This window comes from Adlercreutzia sp. ZJ473 (genome assembly GCF_013185065.1).
In the GTDB taxonomy this organism is placed as follows: Bacteria; Actinomycetota; Coriobacteriia; order Coriobacteriales; family Eggerthellaceae; genus CAAEEV01.
This window is the reverse complement of the sequence record NZ_JAAVTO010000033.1, coordinates 13,540-31,060: the sequence shown is the minus strand read 5'-3', so window position 1 is coordinate 31,060 and position 17,521 is coordinate 13,540. Positions and strand designations below refer to the sequence as shown.

Here is a 17,521-nt window from a genome sequence, read left to right as displayed (position 1 = left end):
AACTTCGCCACGCACGCGATGTGCACCGCGAAGAACACCGCCCCCACCTGCGCAGCCGCCGGTCCCGCAGCTGCCACCGGCGCCGCGCCCGCAGCTGCCAGTCCCGCCGCGAACCCCTCCGCGCCGGCAGCTGCCACCGGCGCCGCGCCGGCGAGCGCGGTGCTCCCCTGCCTGCTCGACATCGGCGAGCTCATGCTGGTCGCAGGCGCCGACGTGAGCCTCGTCGAGCGCACGCTCGACCGCATGGGGCGCGCCTACGGGGCGCGCAAGATGCACGCGTTCGTGATCACCGCCGTCATCATGGTCACCATGACCAACCCCGACGGCAGCGAGGTCACGCTCACGCGCCGCATCGACACCAAGGGCGAGACCAACTTCGGCAAGCTTGAGAAGCTCAACCGCCTCGCCGAGGAGTGCTGCGCGCACCCCGTGCCCAGAGACGAGCTCAGCCGCCGCACCAGCGCGATCGCGCGCGAGCCCTTCCCACGGCGCGCCCTGTACGCAGGCGGCGTGCTCGCGGCGGGGAGCTTCGCCATGTTCTTCGGCGGTACGCTGCTCGACGGCGTGATCTCGGCCGTGTTCGCCGTGCTCATCTGCTGGCTCATGGAGCGCTTGAAGCCGCTCTCCCCCAACAACATCGTGTTCAACTTCGCCGCCGCGCTGGTGGCGGGCCTCGGGATCGGCATGACCGCGCGCGTGGTGCCCGGCGTGTCGGTCGACATGATCATGATCGGCGACATCATGCTGCTCATCCCCGGCATCGCCATGACCAACGCCGCGCGCGACATGCTCGCCGGCGACACCGTCACCGGCGTGATGCGCCTGGTGGAGAGCTTGCTGTGGGCCACGGCGCTGGCGCTGGGGTTCATGGCGGCGCTCTGGCTCACCGACGCGAGCGCGCTCGCGGCAGCAGTGCGCAGCACGGACCCGCTCGCGGACGCGATCATCCAGCTCGTCGTGTCGCTGCCCGCCTCGGCCGGGTTCGCGCTGCTGTTCAACCTGCGCGGGCCGCTCGTGGTCCCCGCGTCAGTCGGCGGCGTGCTCAGCTGGGGAATCTACCTCGCATGCGGCCAGGTCATCGAGGGGATCTTCTTCCCCTGCCTCATCGCGTCGGCGTTCTCGGCCGTCTACGCCGAGCTGCTCGCGCGCCACTACCGCGCGCCGGGCGCCCTGTTCTTCATCATCGCCGTGATCCCGCTCGTCCCCGGGCGCGGGCTGTTCTACACCATGAACGCCGCCGTGCGCGCCGACTGGGCGGCATTCTCCGACTTCGCCCTGCTCACGCTGCAGTTCGCGCTTGGCATCGCCGTGGGCATCTCGGTGGTGTGGGCTGTGCGCGAGGTCATGCGCCGGTTTGAGGAGGCGCGCCGCGCATGAGGCCGAGTCCGCTCGCCAGCGCGCTGCTCGTGTTCGCAGGCGGCGCGTGCTACGGCGCGATGGCGCCCGTCATACGCGTCGAGTACGCCGCCGGCTTCACCTGGCAGCAGACCACCGCCGGGCAGGCCACCTTCGGAGCGCTCCTGTTCGCGGCGCTGCTCGCCGTGCAGCTCGCGCGCGGGAGAAGGCTCGCGCCCGTGAGCGCGTCCGGCGCGCTCAAGCTGGTCGGCATGGGCATGACCACGTGCTGCACCTGCATCTTCTACTCGATATCGCTCGCGTACCTACCGGTGGCGGCGGCCATCACGCTTCTGTTCCAGTTCACCTGGATCGGCCTCGTCATCCAGATGCTGGTCACGCGCACGCCGCCGCGCGCTGCCGAGCTGGCCGCCGCGGCGCTGGTGGTCGCAGGCACGCTCCTGGCGAGCGGGCTGCTCTCATCCGAGCTTGAAGTCGACTACCACCCCGTCGGCGTGGCGTGCGGCCTCGTCTCGGCCGTGAGCTGCGCCCTGTTCATGTTCTTCTCGAGCCGCGTCGAGACTGAGATGCCGCCCGTCCAGCGCGGGCTCATCGTGTGCGCAGGCGCGGCGCTTCTGGCGAACGCCGTGTGCCCGACGTTCATACCGGGCGGCACCATGGCGGCGATCGCGCCCTACGGCCTGGTGCAGGGCCTTTTCGCGCTGTTTCTGCCCGTGATCCTGTTCGGGCTGGGCACGCCGCAGCTGCCCTGCGGCATCTCCACCATCCTGGCGTCAGCCGAGCTGCCCTGCTCCATCATCCTGACGTTTCTGGTCGTCGGCGAGGGCGTTGACGCGCTGCAGGCCGCCGGCGTGGCGACCATCCTCGCCGGCGTGGTGGTCTCGCAGCTCCCCGCGCTCGCCGCTATAATGGCAGCTAGCTCAAGCCAACGTCAGTGAGGACGAGCATGGAAGGCACCTTGTGGTACATCGAGGATGACGAGGACATGGCCGTCCTCGTCAGTGCCGCGCTTGAGGAGGCGGGACTTCGCGTCCTCACGCTTCCCGACGGGCTGTCAGCGCGCAACGCCTTGGCGAAGCGGCTGCCCGACGCGCTCGTCATCGACTGGTCCCTCCCTGACGACGACGGCGCGTCGATCTGCCGCTGGGCGCGCCGCAGAAGCGCGCAGCTGCCCATCGTCATGCTCACCGTGCGCGATGATCCCGCTGACATCGTCGCCGGGCTCGAGGCGGGCGCCGACGACTACGTGACCAAGCCCTTCGACATGAACGTGCTGGAATCGCGCATCCGCGCGCTGCTGCGGCGCGCGAACCCTGCGCAGCGCCTGGAATGCGGCCCCTTCCTGCTGGATGCAGCGTCAGGCTCGGCGTTCATCGGCGACTCGCCCATCAACCTCACGTCGCTTGAGTTTCGCCTCATGACGCTGCTGATGCGGAAGAAGGGCAGCATCGTCACGCGCGAGCACCTCAAATGCGCCCTCTGGGGCGCAGACGGCGCGCACTTGAGCGACAACGCGCTGACTGCGCTCGTCAAGAGGCTGCGTGCGAAGCTCGGCGACGAGCACGGCATCAAGACCGTGCGGAGCTTTGGCTACCGCATGGAGGAGCCACGATGACCGGGGGCGCCTTCGCCTCGCCGACAGCCATCGCCTTGCTCTGCATCGGATGCGCGGTGCTCGCCGCTGCGCTCGGCGCCGCCGTCACCACCCGATGCGTGCGGCGACGCCAGGACAAGCGGCTCCTCGAGACGGCCTCCTACCTCGAGCGAGCCGCCCTCGGCCGCGCCGCCGCGCTCACGCCGACCGGGGAAGACGCCCTCTCCAAGCTCCAAGACGAGATAGTCAAAACCGTGTCAGCGCTCAGGCATGCCCGCGCGCAAGCCGACGAGGCGAAGGCATCCTACGCCGACAACCTGCACAACATCGCGCATCAGCTCAAGACGCCGCTCGCCGCCCAGCTGCTCGCCGAGCAACGCCTCAAGCGATACGCAGGCAAAGTCGCGTGCGCAGACGGCACGGCGCGCGAGGCCGACCGCGCTCTCGACTCCCTGGAGCTCGATTGCATTGCCGACTCGCTCGAAGCGCAGACCAAGCGGCTCATCAAGCTGCAAGACGACCTGCTCCTGCTCGCTCGCATGGACTCGGGAGCGCTGGAGATGCACCCGCTGCCGCAAGACGCCTTCACGCTTTTGAGCATGGCGGCCGACAGCCTCGAGGAGATCGCAGGCAGCGCTGGCGTGCGCATCGAGGTAGAGGACAACGGCGATGCGGAGGTGCTCGCCGACGCGCACTGGATCTGCGAGGCGCTCATGAACGTGATGAAGAACTGCGTGGAGCACGCCCCGCGCGGCAGCGTCGTCAGGGCCGCGTATCGCGACAACCCGCTTTACCTCGAGATGCGCGTAGCTGATGAAGGCGCGGGGTTCGCACCCGAAGATCTGCCCCACCTCTTCGAGCGATTCTACCGAGGTTCCTCGCAAGGCGCCTCTCATGCGAAACCGGGCATGTCCTCCTCGACGGGGCTCGGCCTCGCCTTCGCGCGCGAGCTGATCGAGCGGCAAAACGGCGTCATCCGAGCCCGCAACGCAGCTGGCAAGGGCGCCCTGTTCGAGATCAGGATCTACCATCAGGCCCGCTGTCACCCTCGTGTCACCTAAGGCATGTATTCTTCACTCCCGACAAAGACTCGAAGAAGAAAGGGCAGCCCATGTCTATCGTAGAATGCGTTGGGGTGAAGAAGACCTATCGCCGCGGCAGCCAGGAGGTGTTCGCTCTGAGGGGAGTCGACTTGACGATCCAGAGCGGCGAGCTGGTTGCGATCGTCGGGTCCTCGGGATCGGGAAAGTCCACGCTGCTTCACCTGCTCGGCGGCATCGACAAGCCCACCGAGGGGTCCGTGCTGATCGACGGCGTCGACGTGACCAGCTTCGACGCAACCCAGTCAGCCCTGTTCAGACGGCGGAAGGTGGGGCTGGTCTACCAGTTCTTCAACCTCGTGCCCACCGTGGACGTCCGCCGGAACATCCTCATGCCGCTGCTGCTTGACGGCAGGCAGCCGCAAGGCGGGCTGCTCGAGGAGATCACGCATGCGCTCGGCATCGACGGACTGCTCGACGCCATGCCTGCCGAGCTTTCCGGCGGGCAACAGCAACGCGTGGCCATCGCCCGGTCCCTCGTCTACCGACCGCTCCTGCTGCTCGCGGACGAGCCCACGGGGAACCTCGACCGCCGGTCATCGGAGGAGGTGGTCGACCTGCTCAAGCTGGCCAACCGACGATTCCACCAGACCACCGTCATCGTGACGCACGATGACGAGGTGGCCTTGGCAACCGACAGGATCGTCACTTTGGAGGACGGCTGCGTCGTCGGCGACCGAAGGTGCCGGTGATCACCATGACGTCAAGACTGGCGCTCGACTTCGTGCGCGGCACTCGCGCCTCAAACCGCATCATCGCAGCTACCGTCGCCATAAGCGCGCTGCTCCTGTCCATGCTGGCAACGGTGCTCTACAACTTCTGGGCGGACGCCGCCGCGCAGGCGGCCGTGAACAGCACCGGCCTGCAAGACCGCCTTGCCGGCGAGATGCTCGTCGGCCTGTTCTACCTCTTCGTTATGGTTCTCGCCTGCATCGCGCTCGTGCTGATAATCAGCAACGCGTTCGCCGTCTCCATGGGCTCACGCGTCCATCAGATCGGCATCCTGGCCACCGTGGGAGCAACCTCGCGCCAGATTCGCTCGGCCCTGGTGAGGGAGTCGCTCGCGGTGAGCCTTGCGCCAGCAGCCCTGGGCGTCATCGGCGGGGTCGCCTGCGGCGCGGCGTTCGTCCTCGGCGCCATCGGCCTGGCTGAGCGCGCGGACATTGTCCAAGCTGCCCAGAGCGCCTTTCGCTACCACCCCCTGCTCGCCGTCCTCACGTTCACGCTCGTGGTCCTCACCGTGATCGCTTCCGCGGGGATGCCCGCCCGCGCCGCGGCGAAGGTCCCTCCCCTTCAGGCGATTCGCGCGACAGAGGAGGAAGGGCCCTCGACCCGGCGCCGCCGCGATGCCCGCCCCCCAACCTCCCTTTGCCAGCCGTTCGGCTTCGAGGGCGAGCTTGCCCGAAGCTCGATGCGCGCGCGGCGCAGCGCCCTGCGATCCACCACAGCCGCGCTCGTGCTCTCCCTGCTGGTATTCGGCAGCTTCCTGTCATTCATGACCGTTTCGAAGATGAGCGTGGAAGCGACGTACTACGAGCGGTTCGGCACGGCGTGGGACTTCACGCTCGACGTCGAGGGAGCAAGCGTCGGGGACCTCGAGGGCCTGGCCGACGCCCTCGCCTCATGCGGGTACGAGGCTTTGGCGGATGAGATGGACGGCGGCGCGCGCATCTATCTCCGCGCGGGAGACGGCCTGGGCGCATCCTACCTTGACGAGGCGCTCGAGCGCTGCGGCGCAGCGTCGGTCGGCGCCGGCGTCGAAGTGGTCGACCTGGCGGAGGAGCGCGCGCAAGCCGATTTGATCTGGAACGGCTACGCGACCGTTACGGGAGGGTTTTGCGGAGTGCTTGCCCTGATTGGGATCGCCGGTGTGTTCTCCCAGGCCATCGGCTTCGTTCATCAGAGGAAGCGAGAGTTCGCGCGCTACCAGTCCATCGGCATGACGCCTGGCGGCGTGCGCAAGGTGCTCTACGTCGAGGCGCTCTTGACGACGGCGCGGCCCCTGGGGCTGGCGCTCGTCCCCACAGCCCTCGTCGCCCTCGCCTTGACGATGCTGGGCAAGCAGTCGCCAGCTGGCTTCCTGGCCGCGTTCCCCTGGGCGATCGCGCTGATCTACGTTGCCGTCATCGGCATGCTCGTGCTCGTCGCCTACGAAATCGGACGCCGGCGCATCATCGCATGCGACATGGTCGCCCTGCTCAAGGACGACACGCTCGTCTGAGGGACCCGGACGGCGGGTTTCTCCGCCAGAGCGCTTGACCCTGGCGCTTCCCCCTCGTTTTCTATTGCGTTGAGAAGACTCAACCGCAAAGAGGAAGCCATGGGAAGGAAACCCGCCCCCGTCCTTGCGCTTACGCGGCCTTCTTGTTGTCGAGGAAGTCGGAGCTCACCACGGCGGTCTTGTCCTCGAGCACCTTGCGGTCGAGCTGGCCGGTGACGTTGGAGGCGGTGACGCCGGCCACCATGGCGTCGCTCACGTTGACGGCGGTGCGGCCCATGTCGATCAGGGGCTCAACCGACGCCAGGATCGCGGAGATCTCGATGGGCAGCCCCATGGTCCCGAGCACGATGAGCGACGCGAACGTGGCGCCGCCGCCGACGCCCGCCACGCCGAACGAGCTGATGACCACCACGGCCACGAGCATGATCACGAACGACGGGTCCAGCACGTTGATGCCCACCGTCGGCGCGATGATGGTGGCGAGCATGGCCGGGTAGATGCCCGCGCAGCCGTTCTGGCCGATGGACAAGCCGAACGAGCCGGACAGGTTGGCGCTCGCCGCGTCAACGCCGAGCGCGCGCTGCTGAGTCTCGATGTTGAGCGGCAGCGCGCCCGCGCTCGTGCGCGACACGAACGCGAAGCCGAGCACGCCCGCCACCTTGCGGAAGTACGTGAGCGGGTTCACGCGGTTGCCCAGAAGCACGAGCGAGTGCACCACGAGCACCAGGAGCAGCGCCACGTAGGAGGCGATCACGAACTTCGACAAATCGAGGATCGCCACGTAGTCGCTCGTGGCCAGCACCTTCGCGATGAGGGCGAGCACGCCGTAGGGCGTGAGGCCGATCACGATGCGCACCACGCGCATGACGATGCCGTAGAGCGCGTCGATGAAGTTGGCGAAGAAGTCAGCCTGGCGGTTGGAGTCCTCGGTGTCGAGCCCGCGCAGCTTGAGATAAGCAACGCCGAGGAAGGCCGCGAAGATGACCACCGCGATGGTGGAGGTGTCGCGCGTGCCGGCCAGGTCGGCGAAGAAGTTGGTGGGGATGAACGACAGGATCTCCTGCGGGATGGTGAGCGCCTCGGTCTTGGCCGCGCCCGCCTCGAGCGTGGCCATCTTGCCCGCGTCGGCCGCCTGCGTGAAGCTCGCGCCCGCCAGGTCGAAGGCCACCACCGAGCCCCAGCCGATGAGTCCCGCGATGGCGACCGTCACCATCAGCACCGCGAGCACGATGCCGCTGATCTTGCCGAACTGGTTGGTGACGCCCGAGCGCGTGAACGCGCCCACGATGGACACGAACACGAGCGGCATCACGAGCATCTTCAGGAGCGACACGTAGCCCGTGCCCACGATGGCCATCCAGTCAAGCGCGATCTTGGCCGCCTCGGTGCCGCGCCCGAGCACCATCTGCATCCCGATGCCGAGCACGATGCCCGCGCCGAGCGCCGTGAACACGCGGAACGTGAACGACTTCCCCTTCATGTTCAGGAACTTGAGCCCCAGAAGCAGGGCCACGAAGATCACCAGCGTCACAACCGCCGGCAAAACCGCTTCCGACATTTCCCCATCCTCTCTTCTTGCCTGACGAGAAGGCCCTCGCCACCCTGCGCCGCGCCTGCGCCTCACCGGCGCCGCCTGCCGCGGCCCGCACGTTGGCGAACGCCTTCCCTCCTCGCGAGTCAGTATGACCCTTAAAGTCTAGTAATTCAATAGGTTTATTCGACTAAAGCGAAGCGAACCTGTGGGCATTTTCCTACAATCGGCCGCCGAGCGCGCGCCCGCGCCCTGCGAACGGCGCGCATGGCGCATAAACGCGCGCGTTCGGCCCAGCGGGCAGGAAGAAGAGGAGAGGCCGCGAGAACGGCCGCGCGCATCACGCGCCTTCGCGTTCGAGGGCTTGCGAGCTTGCGATCCCCGCAGCGCCCGCATCCGCGGGCCGTCCCGCAGCCGCAGCGTCCACGAGCTCCTCACCTGCGCGCACGTCCCCCAGCGGGTCTTGGCACACGCGCATGCTGTCAGGGCGCGCCGAGCAGATGAGCGTGAGGTCGTACGCGCGCGCGAGCTCGATGGTGGCGTCGGTGGGCACGGCCTTCGTGGCGAGCACCGGCACGCCCGCGCGGATGGCCTTCATCACCATGTCGACCGGGATGCGCCCGCTCGAGAACACCATCACCTGCCGAAGGTCGACCCCCGCGCGCAGGGCGGCGCCGAGCGCCTTGTCGAACGCGTTGTGGCGCCCCAGGTCCTCGCGGCAGCACACGACGTCGCCGTCGACCAGCAGATAGCAGCTGTGCGTGCCGAACGTGCGCCGGTGCAGCGGCGAGTCCTGCGCGAACGCGCGCGCCGCCGCGAACACCCACGCGCGCTCCCACGCGATGGGCGTCACCTTCGCCGGCGCCTCGTCGGCGTCGAAGTAGCGGTTGAAGGACCGGTTGCCCGTGCAGCAGCTGGGCACCACGTCGACGCCGGTCTTGGAGAAGTCGGCTGCGCGCTCGCGCAGGATCACGCGCGCCCGCGTCCCGTGCTCGCACAGGTACACCGACTCCACGTCGCCAACCCCCGCGATGACCCCCTCGGAGAAGAGCCGCCCGACCACCAGGTCGACCAGGTGGTCGGGCGTGCACACGATGCGCATGGTCAGGATCTCGTTCACATACACGTCCATGCTGTGCTCGACGAGCACCGTCACGTCCTCGGACGCCTCGGCGCCGTCCGCGCTCACGCGGCGCGCCACGTACGGCGCGACGACCTCGCCTTCCGCATGTCGGTCAATGACGTCCATGGAACCTTCCCGCCCCTTCCTACTTCTCGGACTTCACATGGTACACGAACCAGTACGCGAGCCCCACGAAGACGAAGCCGCCCACGACGTTGCCCAGCGTGGCGGCGGAGAGGTTGCAGAGGATGCCCGCGACGTCAAGCGCCTCCGCGCCGGCCGCCGCGTAGCCCGTCATCTTGCACACGAGGCCCATGGGCAGAAAGAACATGTTGGCGACGCAGTGCTCGAACCCGCAGGCCACGAACGCCGAGATGGGGAGCAGGATGCCCACCACCTTGTCGACCACGGATCGCGCGGAGAAGCCGATCCACACGGCCAGGCACACGAGGATGTTGCACATGACGCCCTTGAAGAACAGCGTCATCCACTCAGGCGTCACCTTGCCGAGGGCCACGGACACGAACGTCGCGCCCACGTTGCCCCCGTTCATGTCGGGCACGGCGGCCATGAACACCAGAAACACCGCCAGCAGCGCGCCGGCGAGGTTGCCGAGCCACACGATCGCCCAGTTCTTCAGCATGCCGCCCCAGGTGATCTTCTTCGACGCCAGGCCGCAGACCATGAGCGAGTTGCCCGTGAACAGCTCGGCGCCGCAGCACAGCACCAAGACGAGGCCCAGGCAGAAGCACAAGCCGCCGACCAGGCGCTGCACGCCGAACGGCATCGTCGTGTCACCCAGGAAAGTGCAGAAGAACATGGCGCCGAACCCGATGAAGGCGCCGGCGAACATGGCGAGCACGAAGCACTTGGCGGGCGCCATGTTCGCCTTGCCCACGGCAAGCGCCTCGGCCTTCGCCTCGACGGCGGCAGGTGCGAGCGCATCGGGCTTCAGCTCGGCGAGATCAGACTTCTCGATAGTCATTTGAACGTACCTCCTTGAGGGCATGGCGCGCATGCCCCGTTGCAAACGGCATTGGAAGAGGGTGCGGCCGGCCCGCCCGGGTCAGAGACGGAGAGCTGCCCTGGTCGGGCCGCCCGCGAGACGAGGCCGAAGGCGCGCAGGAGAGAGGAGAGCTGGCAGGCGCGCCTTGGCGAGGGACGGGGCTTTAGGGAACTGAGCTCACGCTGGGTCGAAGCATGTGAAGTCGCCTCCTCGCTCCAAACAGGCGTACAGGACGTCAACCGCGCGGCGCACCGGCGCGCTCAACGGGTCGAAGAACTCCGTCGTGGCAGGCTGGATGCCCAGAAACGTCACGTCGTCGCACAGCTGCCCAAGCTCGCCCAAGAGGAACGCGATGGGCAGCGTGTGCGTGGTTATGAGGAATTGGGTGGCCACGTCATCGGCGGTCACCACGCGTATCTCCCCCGGCTCGTGCCCCATGGCCGCCGCGTCGACGAGCAGCAGCCGCTCGGGCGCCAGGCGGCGCAGGTGCCCCAGGTCGTCCTCGGGCGTCTGACCGCCGTCGACCACCGTCCAGCCCTCGACGGGCGCGTCGGCGAGGCGCTTGGCCAGGGCGGGGCCCGCCGCGTCGTCGCCGCGCAGCACGCTCCCCACCGTGAACACCACGTTCATGGGGTCACCCTCCTTCCCACCACGTACACCTGGGGCTCGCGCTCCACCTCGCCCAAGAGCACGTCGAGCTCCTCGAGCCACGAGGGCGCGTCGGCGGCGTGCACGTAGGGCCGCCGGCTGGCCTCGTCAGGCGAGGGGCCCTCGGCGGAAGGCCGCCCGCCCTCCGAAGGCTCACCAGCCGAAGGCCCACCAGCTGGCAGCTCGCCAGCCGGCAGCGCGCCAGCCGGCGCCGCTGCGCCCTCGCGCGCGAGCGCCGCGCGCACGGCCGCGCGCAGCTCGCCCACGTGCTCACGCCCCAGCTCGATCTCGCCGAACCGCTCCACGCCGGAGAGCTTGTCGCGCGCCGGGCCCTCGGGGAGCGCCTCGAGCGCTGCGGCGAACACCGCCCGCGAGGCGCCGACGCGCGGCTCCAGGCAGTCGATGACGCCCGTGTGGTGCCCGATGGCCAGCGTGTAGTACAAAACCGAGCGCACGTCTGCGGGGATGGACCGCTCGTTGTCCACGAACTTCCGCCCCAGCCGGTAGAGCACCACCTCGCGGGCCGTGCGCGCGTCGGTGGTGTGCCCGCCGGGCATGCGGCCAGGCGAGCGCGCCGGGCCGCCTTCCGGGCGCGCCGTCGAGCGAGGAATGCCGAACGCGGCGTCCATCAGGCGACGACCTTCGCCATCAGCACGCGCCGAAGCGCGGAGAGCACCTCGGCGCGGCGCGGGTCGGGCTCGCGCTCGATGAGCGCGTCGACCGCGCCGAGCACGTCGGCGCCGCCCGCGTCCAAGACATCCAGGAACTCGTCGGCGATCTCCTTGCCCCAGCGGTAGCCCGACAGGGCGCGGGCCTCGCGCTCGATCGCCACGCGCACCTTGTACGGCACGTCGGGAAACGCCAGCGGCGCGGCGAAGCCCGGCTCCTCCACGTGGTGGCTCGCGTGCAGCTTCTGGTCGAGCAGCCCGAGCGCCACGGCGAACCCGTAGATGGTCTGCGCCGGCGTGGGCGGGCATCCCGGGATGAAGACGTCCACCGGCAGGATCTTGTCGGTGCCGCCCCACACGCAGTAGTTGTCGTGGAAGATGCCGCCCGTGCAGCCGCACGCGCCGTAGGACACCACGATCTTCGGATCGGGCGCGGCGTGGTAGGCGCGCAGGGCCGGCATGCGCATGGCGCGCGTCACCGCGCCGGTGTACACCAGCACGTCGGCGTGGCGGGGGCTCGGCACCACCTTGATGCCGAAGCGCTCCGCGTCGAAGGCCGCCGTGATGGTGCCGAATATCTCGATCTCGCACCCGTTGCAGCCGCCGCAGTCGACGCGGTACACGTACACCGAGCGCTTGATGCTCTCGAGCAGCTTGGCCTTCGCCTCGGCCATCTTCGCGTCGAGCACCACCGGGTCGGGCTGGTACTGCAGCGCTGCGGGGAAACTAGCTTCTAGCATAGCGCACCTCCTTGTGCCGGCGCGTGCCGGACGGCCGCCACGCCGTCATCGCGGCGGCGGCACTCCAGGCACAGGCCGATCTTGCTCAGGCTCGCCGCCACGTCTGCCGGCGACCCCGCCGAAGCGGCAGGCGCCCCAGGCGCCTCGGACGCCGCGGCAGGCGCGCCGCCGCCCGCAGCCTCGCCGCCGCCCGCCTGCGCGAGCACGCGGCGCGCGTAGTCGATCTCCTTGGCCGAGGCGTAGGGCTTGCCGCAGCGCGCGCACGTGGCGACCGGGTACGCGCAGCTCTCCTCCAAGTCGTCCTTGCTCATGACCGCCAGCTCGAACTCCTCCGAGAGCTTGACGGCGAACGTGGGGCACACCTCCTCGCAGCGGCCGCAGAAGACGCAGCGCCCGTAGTTGATGGCCCAGGTGATCTGGTCCTGCTCGGACGAGAGCTCCATCGAGATGGCGTTCGGCGGGCAGGCCACCGCGCAGGCGCCGCAGGCGATGCACGCCGCCTCGTCGTGGCTCGGCTTGCCGCGGTAGCCCTTCGGCAGGTCAAGCGGCGCGTACGGGTAGCCTACCGTGCCGCAGCCCGTCTTGCGTATCTCCTTGAACAGCTTCAGCATCATGCATCACCCCTGCCCTTGAGCGGCGAGTGGGTGCGACGCCGGCAGTAGCTCTCGAGCTGGCTCTTCGTGAGGACCGTCTCGGTGCGCTTGTTCACGTCGACCACCGTCACGCGGTCGGTGCACGAGTAGCACGGGTCGATGCTGCCCACGATGATGGCCGCGTCGGCCACCGTGTTGCCGCGGAACATATGGCGCAGGACCGGCCAGTTCGAGTACGTGGCCGCCTTCGCGCGCCAGCGGTAGCACTTCTGGTTGTCGCCCGCCATCGCCCAGTGCATGTCCTCGCCGCGCGGCGCCTCGGTGTAGCCGAGCGCGAACTTGTGCGGCGCGTAGGTCCAGCCCTCGGTGAGCACGGGGCCGGCCGGCGCGCCGTCGAGCAGCTGCTCGATCATCGAGAGCGAGTCCATGAACTCCTCGATGCGCACGAGCGTGCGGCTCTGCACGTCGCAGCCATCATGGGTGCGCACGCCGAAGCCCTCGAGGTGCGCGTACCCGTCGAAGGGGTGGTTGAAGCGCACGTCGCGGGCGAAGCCGCAGCCGCGCGCCACGGGCCCCACCGGGCTGAAGTCGCGCGCCGCCTTCGGGTCGAGCCGCCCGATGCCGGCCGTGCGCGACTCGAAGTTCGCCGTGGACAAAAGCATGTCCACGAGCGCCTCCACGTCGCCTCGCAGCTCGCGCACGAGGCGCACCGTGGCCATCTTCTGGTCCTCCAGGATGTCGCGGCGCACGCCGCCGATCAGGTTCAATCCGTAGGTCTTGCGTGCGCCCGTGAGCAGCTCGGCGAGGTCCATCGCCTTCTCGCGCACGCGGAAGAAGTGCTGGAAGCCCGTGTCGAAGCCGCAGTAGTGGCACACGAGGCCCAGGTTCAGCAGATGCGAGTGCAGCCGCTCCACCTCGAGCAGGATGGTGCGGATGTACTGGGCGCGCAGCGGCACCTCGATGCCCTGCGCGCGCTCGACCGACTCGGCGTAGGCCACCGAGTGCGCGCACCCGCAGATGCCGCAGATGCGGTCGGCCAGAAACGTGACGGCGTCGTAGCTCAGGCGGCTCTCAGCCACCTTCTCCATGCCGCGGTGCACGTAGAACAGCCGGTAGTCGGCGTCGACGATCTCCTCGCCCTCGACGAACAGGCGGAAGTGCCCCGGCTCGTCGGAGGTGATGTGCAGAGGGCCCATGGGCACCTCGGTGGTCTCCTCGACGTCGCCCTCGTACAGAAACGAGTAGTTCTCCACGTCAGTGGCGGGCGCGGGGCGACGGCGGTAGTCCATCGAGTCCTTGCGCAGCGGGTAGAGGTCGTCCGGCCAGTCGTCCGGCAGCACGAGCCGGCGCTCGTCGGGCAGGCCCACGGGCGCGAGGCCGAACATGTCGCGCACCTCGCGCTCGCTCCACACGCAGGCCGGCACGCGCGGCGTGACGCTCGGGAACTCGCGTGTGGACGGGTCGACCTCGGCGCGCACGGTCACGAAGCTCGGGTCGGCTCCCTCCATCGACAGCAGGTAGTACAGCGCGTAACGCCCGTTCAGGGGCCGCTCGTCGTTGCCCACCATGTTGGGCAGCCACCCGTCGCGCCCGTAGTAGAGAAACTCCACCACGTCAGGCAGCATGTCGGCCGGGATGGTGATGGTCACCTGGTCCTCGGCCTGCCGCGCGACGTCGAGCACGGCGCCCGGGAAGGTGTCGCGCACCGCCTCAACGTGCGTCTGCCCCGGACGCACCTTCGCAGCTTCTTTCCTCGTCATGGGCGCACCCCTTCCGCTCCTCCAGCGAACACGCCGCTGATCTCTACGAACAAACCGTCATGGGCGACCTCCTGCATGTCCTGCTGCAGCACGATGCCCGTGGCGTCGCCGATGCTCGCGGCGAGCGGCCCCGGCATCGCCACGCCCATCCACACGATGAGCGCGAGCAGGACCGCCTCGGGGGCCAGCGCGAGCGGGCCCACGTCCCCGCGCTCGACGCCATCAGGCGCCTCGCCCAGAACCGAGCCGGTGATCACGTGGGCGAACGCCATGATGACCACCACGAGCGCCGCCACCACGATCGCCACGACGGCCGCCTGGCCCGCGGCCACGCCGCCGAGCACGAAGCCCATCTCGCTCACGAACAGGGCGAACGGCGGGAAGCCCGCGATGGCCAGGCACCCGGCGGCCAAAAGCGCGCCCGTGACCGGGGCCACGCGCACGACGCCCCTGATCGCGCCCAGGTCACGCGTGCGGTACTTCATCATCACGTTGCCCGACAGGCAGAACATGAGGGACTTGACCAGGCCGTGGCCTATGCAGTGGATGAGCCCCGCGGCGATGCCGATCGGCCCGCCGATGCCGAAGCACACGGCGACGAGGCCCACGTTCTCGCACGAGCTGTAGGCCAGCTTGCGCTTGATGTCGCTCTGGCGGTACACCATGAGCGCCGCGTAGCACACTGACAGCACGCCGAGGATCATCATGACCACCTGCGGGAACTCGGGCCCCACGCACAGCGCGGCCAGGATGAGGAAGCGCAGGACCACCAGCATCGCGCACTTCAGGAGCACGCCCGAGAGCAGGCCCGACACCGGGCTCGGCGCCTCGGAGTGCGCGTCGGGCAGCCACGTGTGCATGGGGAACAAGCCCGCCTTCGTGCCGAAGCCGATAGCTGCGAACACGAACGCGATCATCATGAGGCCGTGGTCCATCTGCCCCGCGTAGGGCAGGATGGCCGTCCAGAACACCGCCTGGTGCGCGTCGGCCATGATGTCGGCTGCGTTCGCGTACACGAGCAACGTGCCGAACAGGCCGAACGCCACGCCCGCGGTGCACACGATGACGTACTTCCACGCCGCCTCGAGCGCGAGCTTCGTGCCGTACACGCCCACCAAGAACACGGTTGACAGCGTGGTGAGCTCCACCGACACCCACATCATGATGATGTTGTTGGAGGCGACGGTCAGAAGCATCGAGAACAGGAACAGGCTGAAGAAGACGTAGTACTGCTTGACCTGCGAGGGGTCGAGCCTGCCCTCCTCGACGTCGTGCTGCACGTACGGGATGGAGTACACGCCCGTGCACGTCCCGATCACCGCGATGAGGGCCACGAACAGCGCCGCCAGGCGGTCCACGTGGAACCACGCGCCGAGCGCGTACACCTCGGGCCCCGTGAGCACCGAGACGACGAGCGCCGTGCCGGCCGCGCACACGGCGGCGAGGCTGGCCACGTGCAGCGCCACGAAGGCCGCGCGCGGCACGCTTTTCGAAGGCAGCGCCGCCATGGCGAGCGCCGCCGCCAGGGGCGCTGCCAAGAGGGCTACCAGAATCTGAGACATGTCCATGGCGCTATCCCTTCAACTCGGCTAGGTCGTCGGCGTCAAGCGTGTGCGTGGTGCGCGCGATGCGGCACACCATGACCGCGAGGATGATCACCGCGAAGATGGCGTCGGTTGCGATGCCGACCTCGACCAGCTCGGGAGCCTGCGGCGCGAGCAGCGCGAGCGCCACGTGGGATCCGTTCTCCATCAGGCAGTACCCGAAGATCTGCTTGAAGATGGAGCGCTGGATCACGATGCACGTGAGCCCGATGAAGAAGTGGGCGAGCGCCACCGCGAGCGTGGGCTTGACCGCGGCCGCCGTGGGCAGGTCGATGCCCGAGACGGCCACGAAGCACACGAACACCTCGACGGCCACGAGCCCCACGCACTTCATGGGAGAGAGCTTCGGCGGGAGGTCCACGTCAGCGCTGTCGCCGACCTTCCGCAGCGTGAACAGCAGGATGCCCGGCACGAGCAGGACCTTGGTCGCGAACGCCGAAGCCGACCACAGGTACAGCTCGGTCGAGCCCGTCACCGCGCCCAGCGCGACGAACAGGGCCACGAGCACCGCTGACTGCAGCGCGTAGAACTGAGCGGAGACGCGCCCCGTGCGCGCGAGCACCACCGCCATCGACGTGATGATGAGGCAAGCACCCAGTACGTTTACCAGGGAGAAGTCAAGCATGACACCACCACCCCTAAATTCCTATGACGAGAAACACGAACGAAAGCGCCGCCAGGCCGAACACGAACCACGTGTAGCGGCCCAGGTACTGGTAGCGCACGCGCATGACGGCGTTCTCGATGACGGCGGCCGCGAGCATCACGAAGGCGAGCTTCGCCACGAAGAGCACGAGCCCCGCGGCCAGCCCGAGCGGCGTGGCCACCGACGCGGCGCCGAAGGGCAGGAAGACCGCCACGAACAGCGACGCCACCACGAGCTGCTTGACCGACATGCCGAGCTTCAGCATGGCGAGCGAGGGGCCGGAGAACTCCGCGAGCGGGCCCTCCTGGAGCTCCTGCTCGGCCTCGGCCACATCGAAGGGCAGCTTGCCCATCTCCACGTAGCACGCGCACGCGAACGCCACGCCCGCCACCACCACGGCCACCGGCGGGTAGGCCGCGAGCGAGGCCACCGAGTCCGCCATGACGCCGAGGTTGGTGGACCCGCACGCGAGCGCGAGCACCATGAGCGTCAGGATGAGCGCGGGCTCCACCAGCACGCCGAGCAGAAGCTCGCGCACGCCGCCGACGGCGGTGTAGGAGCCCGCCGAGTCGAGGGCCGCCAGGCTGAACATGAAGCGCGGCAGCGCCATCAGGTAGAGCACGGTGATGACGTCGCCCAGGAGCGGCACCGGGCAGGCGCGCGCGATGAGCGGCAGGCCCGCCGCGATGATGACCATGGTGCCCAGGAAGATCGGCGGCATGGCGCGCGAGACGAGCCCCGCGCCGCCCGGCTGCACCTCGCAGCGCCGCCACAGCTTAGCCAGGTCGTAGTAGTCCTGGAAGATGCTCGTGCCCTGGCGGGTGTGCATCTTGGCGCGCACCTTGCGCGTCACGCCCGACGCCAGCGGCGCCAGGAGCACCAGAAGGAGGACCTGGATCACGGCAACGGTGAGTTCAATCATTCCAGCCTC

17 protein-coding genes are annotated in these 17,521 nt (G+C 68.8%); 6 read left to right on the top strand and 11 right to left on the bottom strand.

Going from position 1 to position 17,521, the window contains the following annotated elements; genetic code table 11:
* The 6 genes from HRL41_RS07575 to HRL41_RS07550 form a co-directional block, all read left to right on the top strand.
* Window positions 1-1,377 (top strand): threonine/serine exporter ThrE family protein (locus HRL41_RS07575; RefSeq protein ID WP_172136244.1); only part of this gene is annotated, 1,377 nt, incomplete at its 5' end.
* Window positions 1,374-2,294: a DMT family transporter gene (locus tag HRL41_RS07570; protein WP_172136243.1), complete on the top strand. Its 921-nt coding sequence runs from the start codon at window positions 1,374-1,376 to the stop codon at window positions 2,292-2,294. The genes HRL41_RS07575 and HRL41_RS07570, both read left to right, overlap by 4 nt.
* A gap of 8 nt (window positions 2,295-2,302) precedes the next feature.
* The gene (locus HRL41_RS07565; RefSeq protein ID WP_172136242.1) at window positions 2,303-2,971 is read left to right on the top strand and encodes a response regulator transcription factor; all 669 of its coding nucleotides are present in this window, start codon (window positions 2,303-2,305) and stop codon (window positions 2,969-2,971) included.
* Window positions 2,968-4,011, top strand: coding sequence for a sensor histidine kinase KdpD (locus HRL41_RS07560; RefSeq protein WP_172136241.1), 1,044 nt, complete (start codon window positions 2,968-2,970; stop codon window positions 4,009-4,011). Before HRL41_RS07565 ends, HRL41_RS07560 begins: the two co-directional genes overlap by 4 nt.
* Window positions 4,012-4,061: 50 nt before the next feature.
* On the top strand, window positions 4,062-4,742 hold the full coding sequence (locus HRL41_RS07555) for an ABC transporter ATP-binding protein (RefSeq protein WP_172136240.1): 681 nt from the start codon (window positions 4,062-4,064) through the stop codon (window positions 4,740-4,742).
* 5 nt (window positions 4,743-4,747) lie between these two features.
* Window positions 4,748-6,271: an ABC transporter permease gene (locus HRL41_RS07550; RefSeq protein ID WP_172136239.1), complete on the top strand. Its 1,524-nt coding sequence runs from the start codon at window positions 4,748-4,750 to the stop codon at window positions 6,269-6,271.
* A 130-nt stretch (window positions 6,272-6,401) separates the two neighbouring features.
* Here HRL41_RS07550 and HRL41_RS07545 read toward each other — a convergent pair whose 3' ends face one another.
* The 11 genes from HRL41_RS07545 to HRL41_RS07495 all read right to left on the bottom strand — a co-directional run bounded on the left by HRL41_RS07545 (window position 6,402) and on the right by HRL41_RS07495 (window position 17,512).
* On the bottom strand, window positions 6,402-7,829 hold the full coding sequence (locus HRL41_RS07545) for an L-cystine transporter (RefSeq protein WP_165172969.1): 1,428 nt from the start codon (window positions 7,827-7,829) through the stop codon (window positions 6,402-6,404).
* Window positions 7,830-8,142: 313 nt separating this feature from the next.
* Window positions 8,143-9,051 (bottom strand): formate dehydrogenase accessory sulfurtransferase FdhD, encoded by a 909-nt coding sequence (fdhD, locus tag HRL41_RS07540; protein ID WP_172136238.1) that lies wholly within the window; start codon window positions 9,049-9,051, stop codon window positions 8,143-8,145.
* A 19-nt stretch (window positions 9,052-9,070) separates the two neighbouring features.
* Entirely contained in the window at window positions 9,071-9,910 is an 840-nt protein-coding gene (locus HRL41_RS07535; RefSeq protein WP_172136237.1) for a formate/nitrite transporter family protein, read from the bottom strand.
* A gap of 198 nt (window positions 9,911-10,108) precedes the next feature.
* Window positions 10,109-10,561, bottom strand: coding sequence for a hydrogenase maturation peptidase HycI (gene hycI, locus HRL41_RS07530; RefSeq protein WP_172136236.1), 453 nt, complete (start codon window positions 10,559-10,561; stop codon window positions 10,109-10,111).
* Window positions 10,558-11,208, bottom strand: a complete 651-nt coding sequence (locus HRL41_RS07525) for a formate hydrogenlyase maturation HycH family protein (protein ID WP_172136235.1) — start codon at window positions 11,206-11,208, stop codon at window positions 10,558-10,560. Before HRL41_RS07525 ends, hycI begins: the two co-directional genes overlap by 4 nt.
* Window positions 11,208-11,987, bottom strand: a complete 780-nt coding sequence (locus tag HRL41_RS07520) for an NADH-quinone oxidoreductase subunit B family protein (protein WP_172136234.1) — start codon at window positions 11,985-11,987, stop codon at window positions 11,208-11,210. The genes HRL41_RS07525 and HRL41_RS07520 overlap by 1 nt, the downstream gene beginning before the upstream one ends.
* Complete coding sequence (locus HRL41_RS07515) at window positions 11,981-12,601, bottom strand: 4Fe-4S dicluster domain-containing protein (RefSeq protein WP_253904775.1); 621 nt, start codon at window positions 12,599-12,601, stop codon at window positions 11,981-11,983. The genes HRL41_RS07520 and HRL41_RS07515 overlap by 7 nt, the downstream gene beginning before the upstream one ends.
* A complete protein-coding gene (locus HRL41_RS07510; protein WP_172136233.1) occupies window positions 12,598-14,340 on the bottom strand; it encodes an NADH-quinone oxidoreductase subunit C in 1,743 nt (580 codons plus the stop codon). Before HRL41_RS07510 ends, HRL41_RS07515 begins: the two co-directional genes overlap by 4 nt.
* Window positions 14,337-15,908, bottom strand: a complete 1,572-nt coding sequence (locus HRL41_RS07505; RefSeq protein WP_172136232.1) for a hydrogenase 4 subunit F — start codon at window positions 15,906-15,908, stop codon at window positions 14,337-14,339. The genes HRL41_RS07510 and HRL41_RS07505 overlap by 4 nt, the downstream gene beginning before the upstream one ends.
* A gap of 4 nt (window positions 15,909-15,912) precedes the next feature.
* Window positions 15,913-16,569, bottom strand: coding sequence for a hydrogenase 4 membrane subunit (gene hyfE / locus HRL41_RS07500; protein WP_172136231.1), 657 nt, complete (start codon window positions 16,567-16,569; stop codon window positions 15,913-15,915).
* 13 nt (window positions 16,570-16,582) lie between these two features.
* Window positions 16,583-17,512, bottom strand: a complete 930-nt coding sequence (locus tag HRL41_RS07495; protein ID WP_172136230.1) for a respiratory chain complex I subunit 1 family protein — start codon at window positions 17,510-17,512, stop codon at window positions 16,583-16,585.
* Window positions 17,513-17,521 lie beyond the last annotated feature (9 nt).

Bases quoted from the DNA above. Each gene is read 5' to 3' on its own strand.
- HRL41_RS07570 (WP_172136243.1), top strand. From the start codon at position 1,374: ATGAGGCCGAGTCCGCTCGCCAGCGCGCTGCTCGTGTTCGCAGGCGGC.
- HRL41_RS07565 (WP_172136242.1), top strand. From the start codon at position 2,303: ATGGAAGGCACCTTGTGGTACATCGAGGATGACGAGGACATGGCCGTC.
- HRL41_RS07560 (WP_172136241.1), top strand. From the start codon at position 2,968: ATGACCGGGGGCGCCTTCGCCTCGCCGACAGCCATCGCCTTGCTCTGC.
- HRL41_RS07555 (WP_172136240.1), top strand. From the start codon at position 4,062: ATGTCTATCGTAGAATGCGTTGGGGTGAAGAAGACCTATCGCCGCGGC.
- HRL41_RS07550 (WP_172136239.1), top strand. From the start codon at position 4,748: ATGACGTCAAGACTGGCGCTCGACTTCGTGCGCGGCACTCGCGCCTCA.
- HRL41_RS07545 (WP_165172969.1), bottom strand. From the start codon at position 7,829: ATGTCGGAAGCGGTTTTGCCGGCGGTTGTGACGCTGGTGATCTTCGTG.
- fdhD (WP_172136238.1), bottom strand. From the start codon at position 9,051: ATGGACGTCATTGACCGACATGCGGAAGGCGAGGTCGTCGCGCCGTAC.
- HRL41_RS07535 (WP_172136237.1), bottom strand. From the start codon at position 9,910: ATGACTATCGAGAAGTCTGATCTCGCCGAGCTGAAGCCCGATGCGCTC.
- hycI (WP_172136236.1), bottom strand. From the start codon at position 10,561: ATGAACGTGGTGTTCACGGTGGGGAGCGTGCTGCGCGGCGACGACGCG.
- HRL41_RS07525 (WP_172136235.1), bottom strand. From the start codon at position 11,208: ATGGACGCCGCGTTCGGCATTCCTCGCTCGACGGCGCGCCCGGAAGGC.
- HRL41_RS07520 (WP_172136234.1), bottom strand. From the start codon at position 11,987: ATGCTAGAAGCTAGTTTCCCCGCAGCGCTGCAGTACCAGCCCGACCCG.
- HRL41_RS07515 (WP_253904775.1), bottom strand. From the start codon at position 12,601: ATGATGCTGAAGCTGTTCAAGGAGATACGCAAGACGGGCTGCGGCACG.
- HRL41_RS07510 (WP_172136233.1), bottom strand. From the start codon at position 14,340: ATGACGAGGAAAGAAGCTGCGAAGGTGCGTCCGGGGCAGACGCACGTT.
- HRL41_RS07505 (WP_172136232.1), bottom strand. From the start codon at position 15,908: ATGGACATGTCTCAGATTCTGGTAGCCCTCTTGGCAGCGCCCCTGGCG.
- hyfE (WP_172136231.1), bottom strand. From the start codon at position 16,569: ATGCTTGACTTCTCCCTGGTAAACGTACTGGGTGCTTGCCTCATCATC.
- HRL41_RS07495 (WP_172136230.1), bottom strand. From the start codon at position 17,512: ATGATTGAACTCACCGTTGCCGTGATCCAGGTCCTCCTTCTGGTGCTC.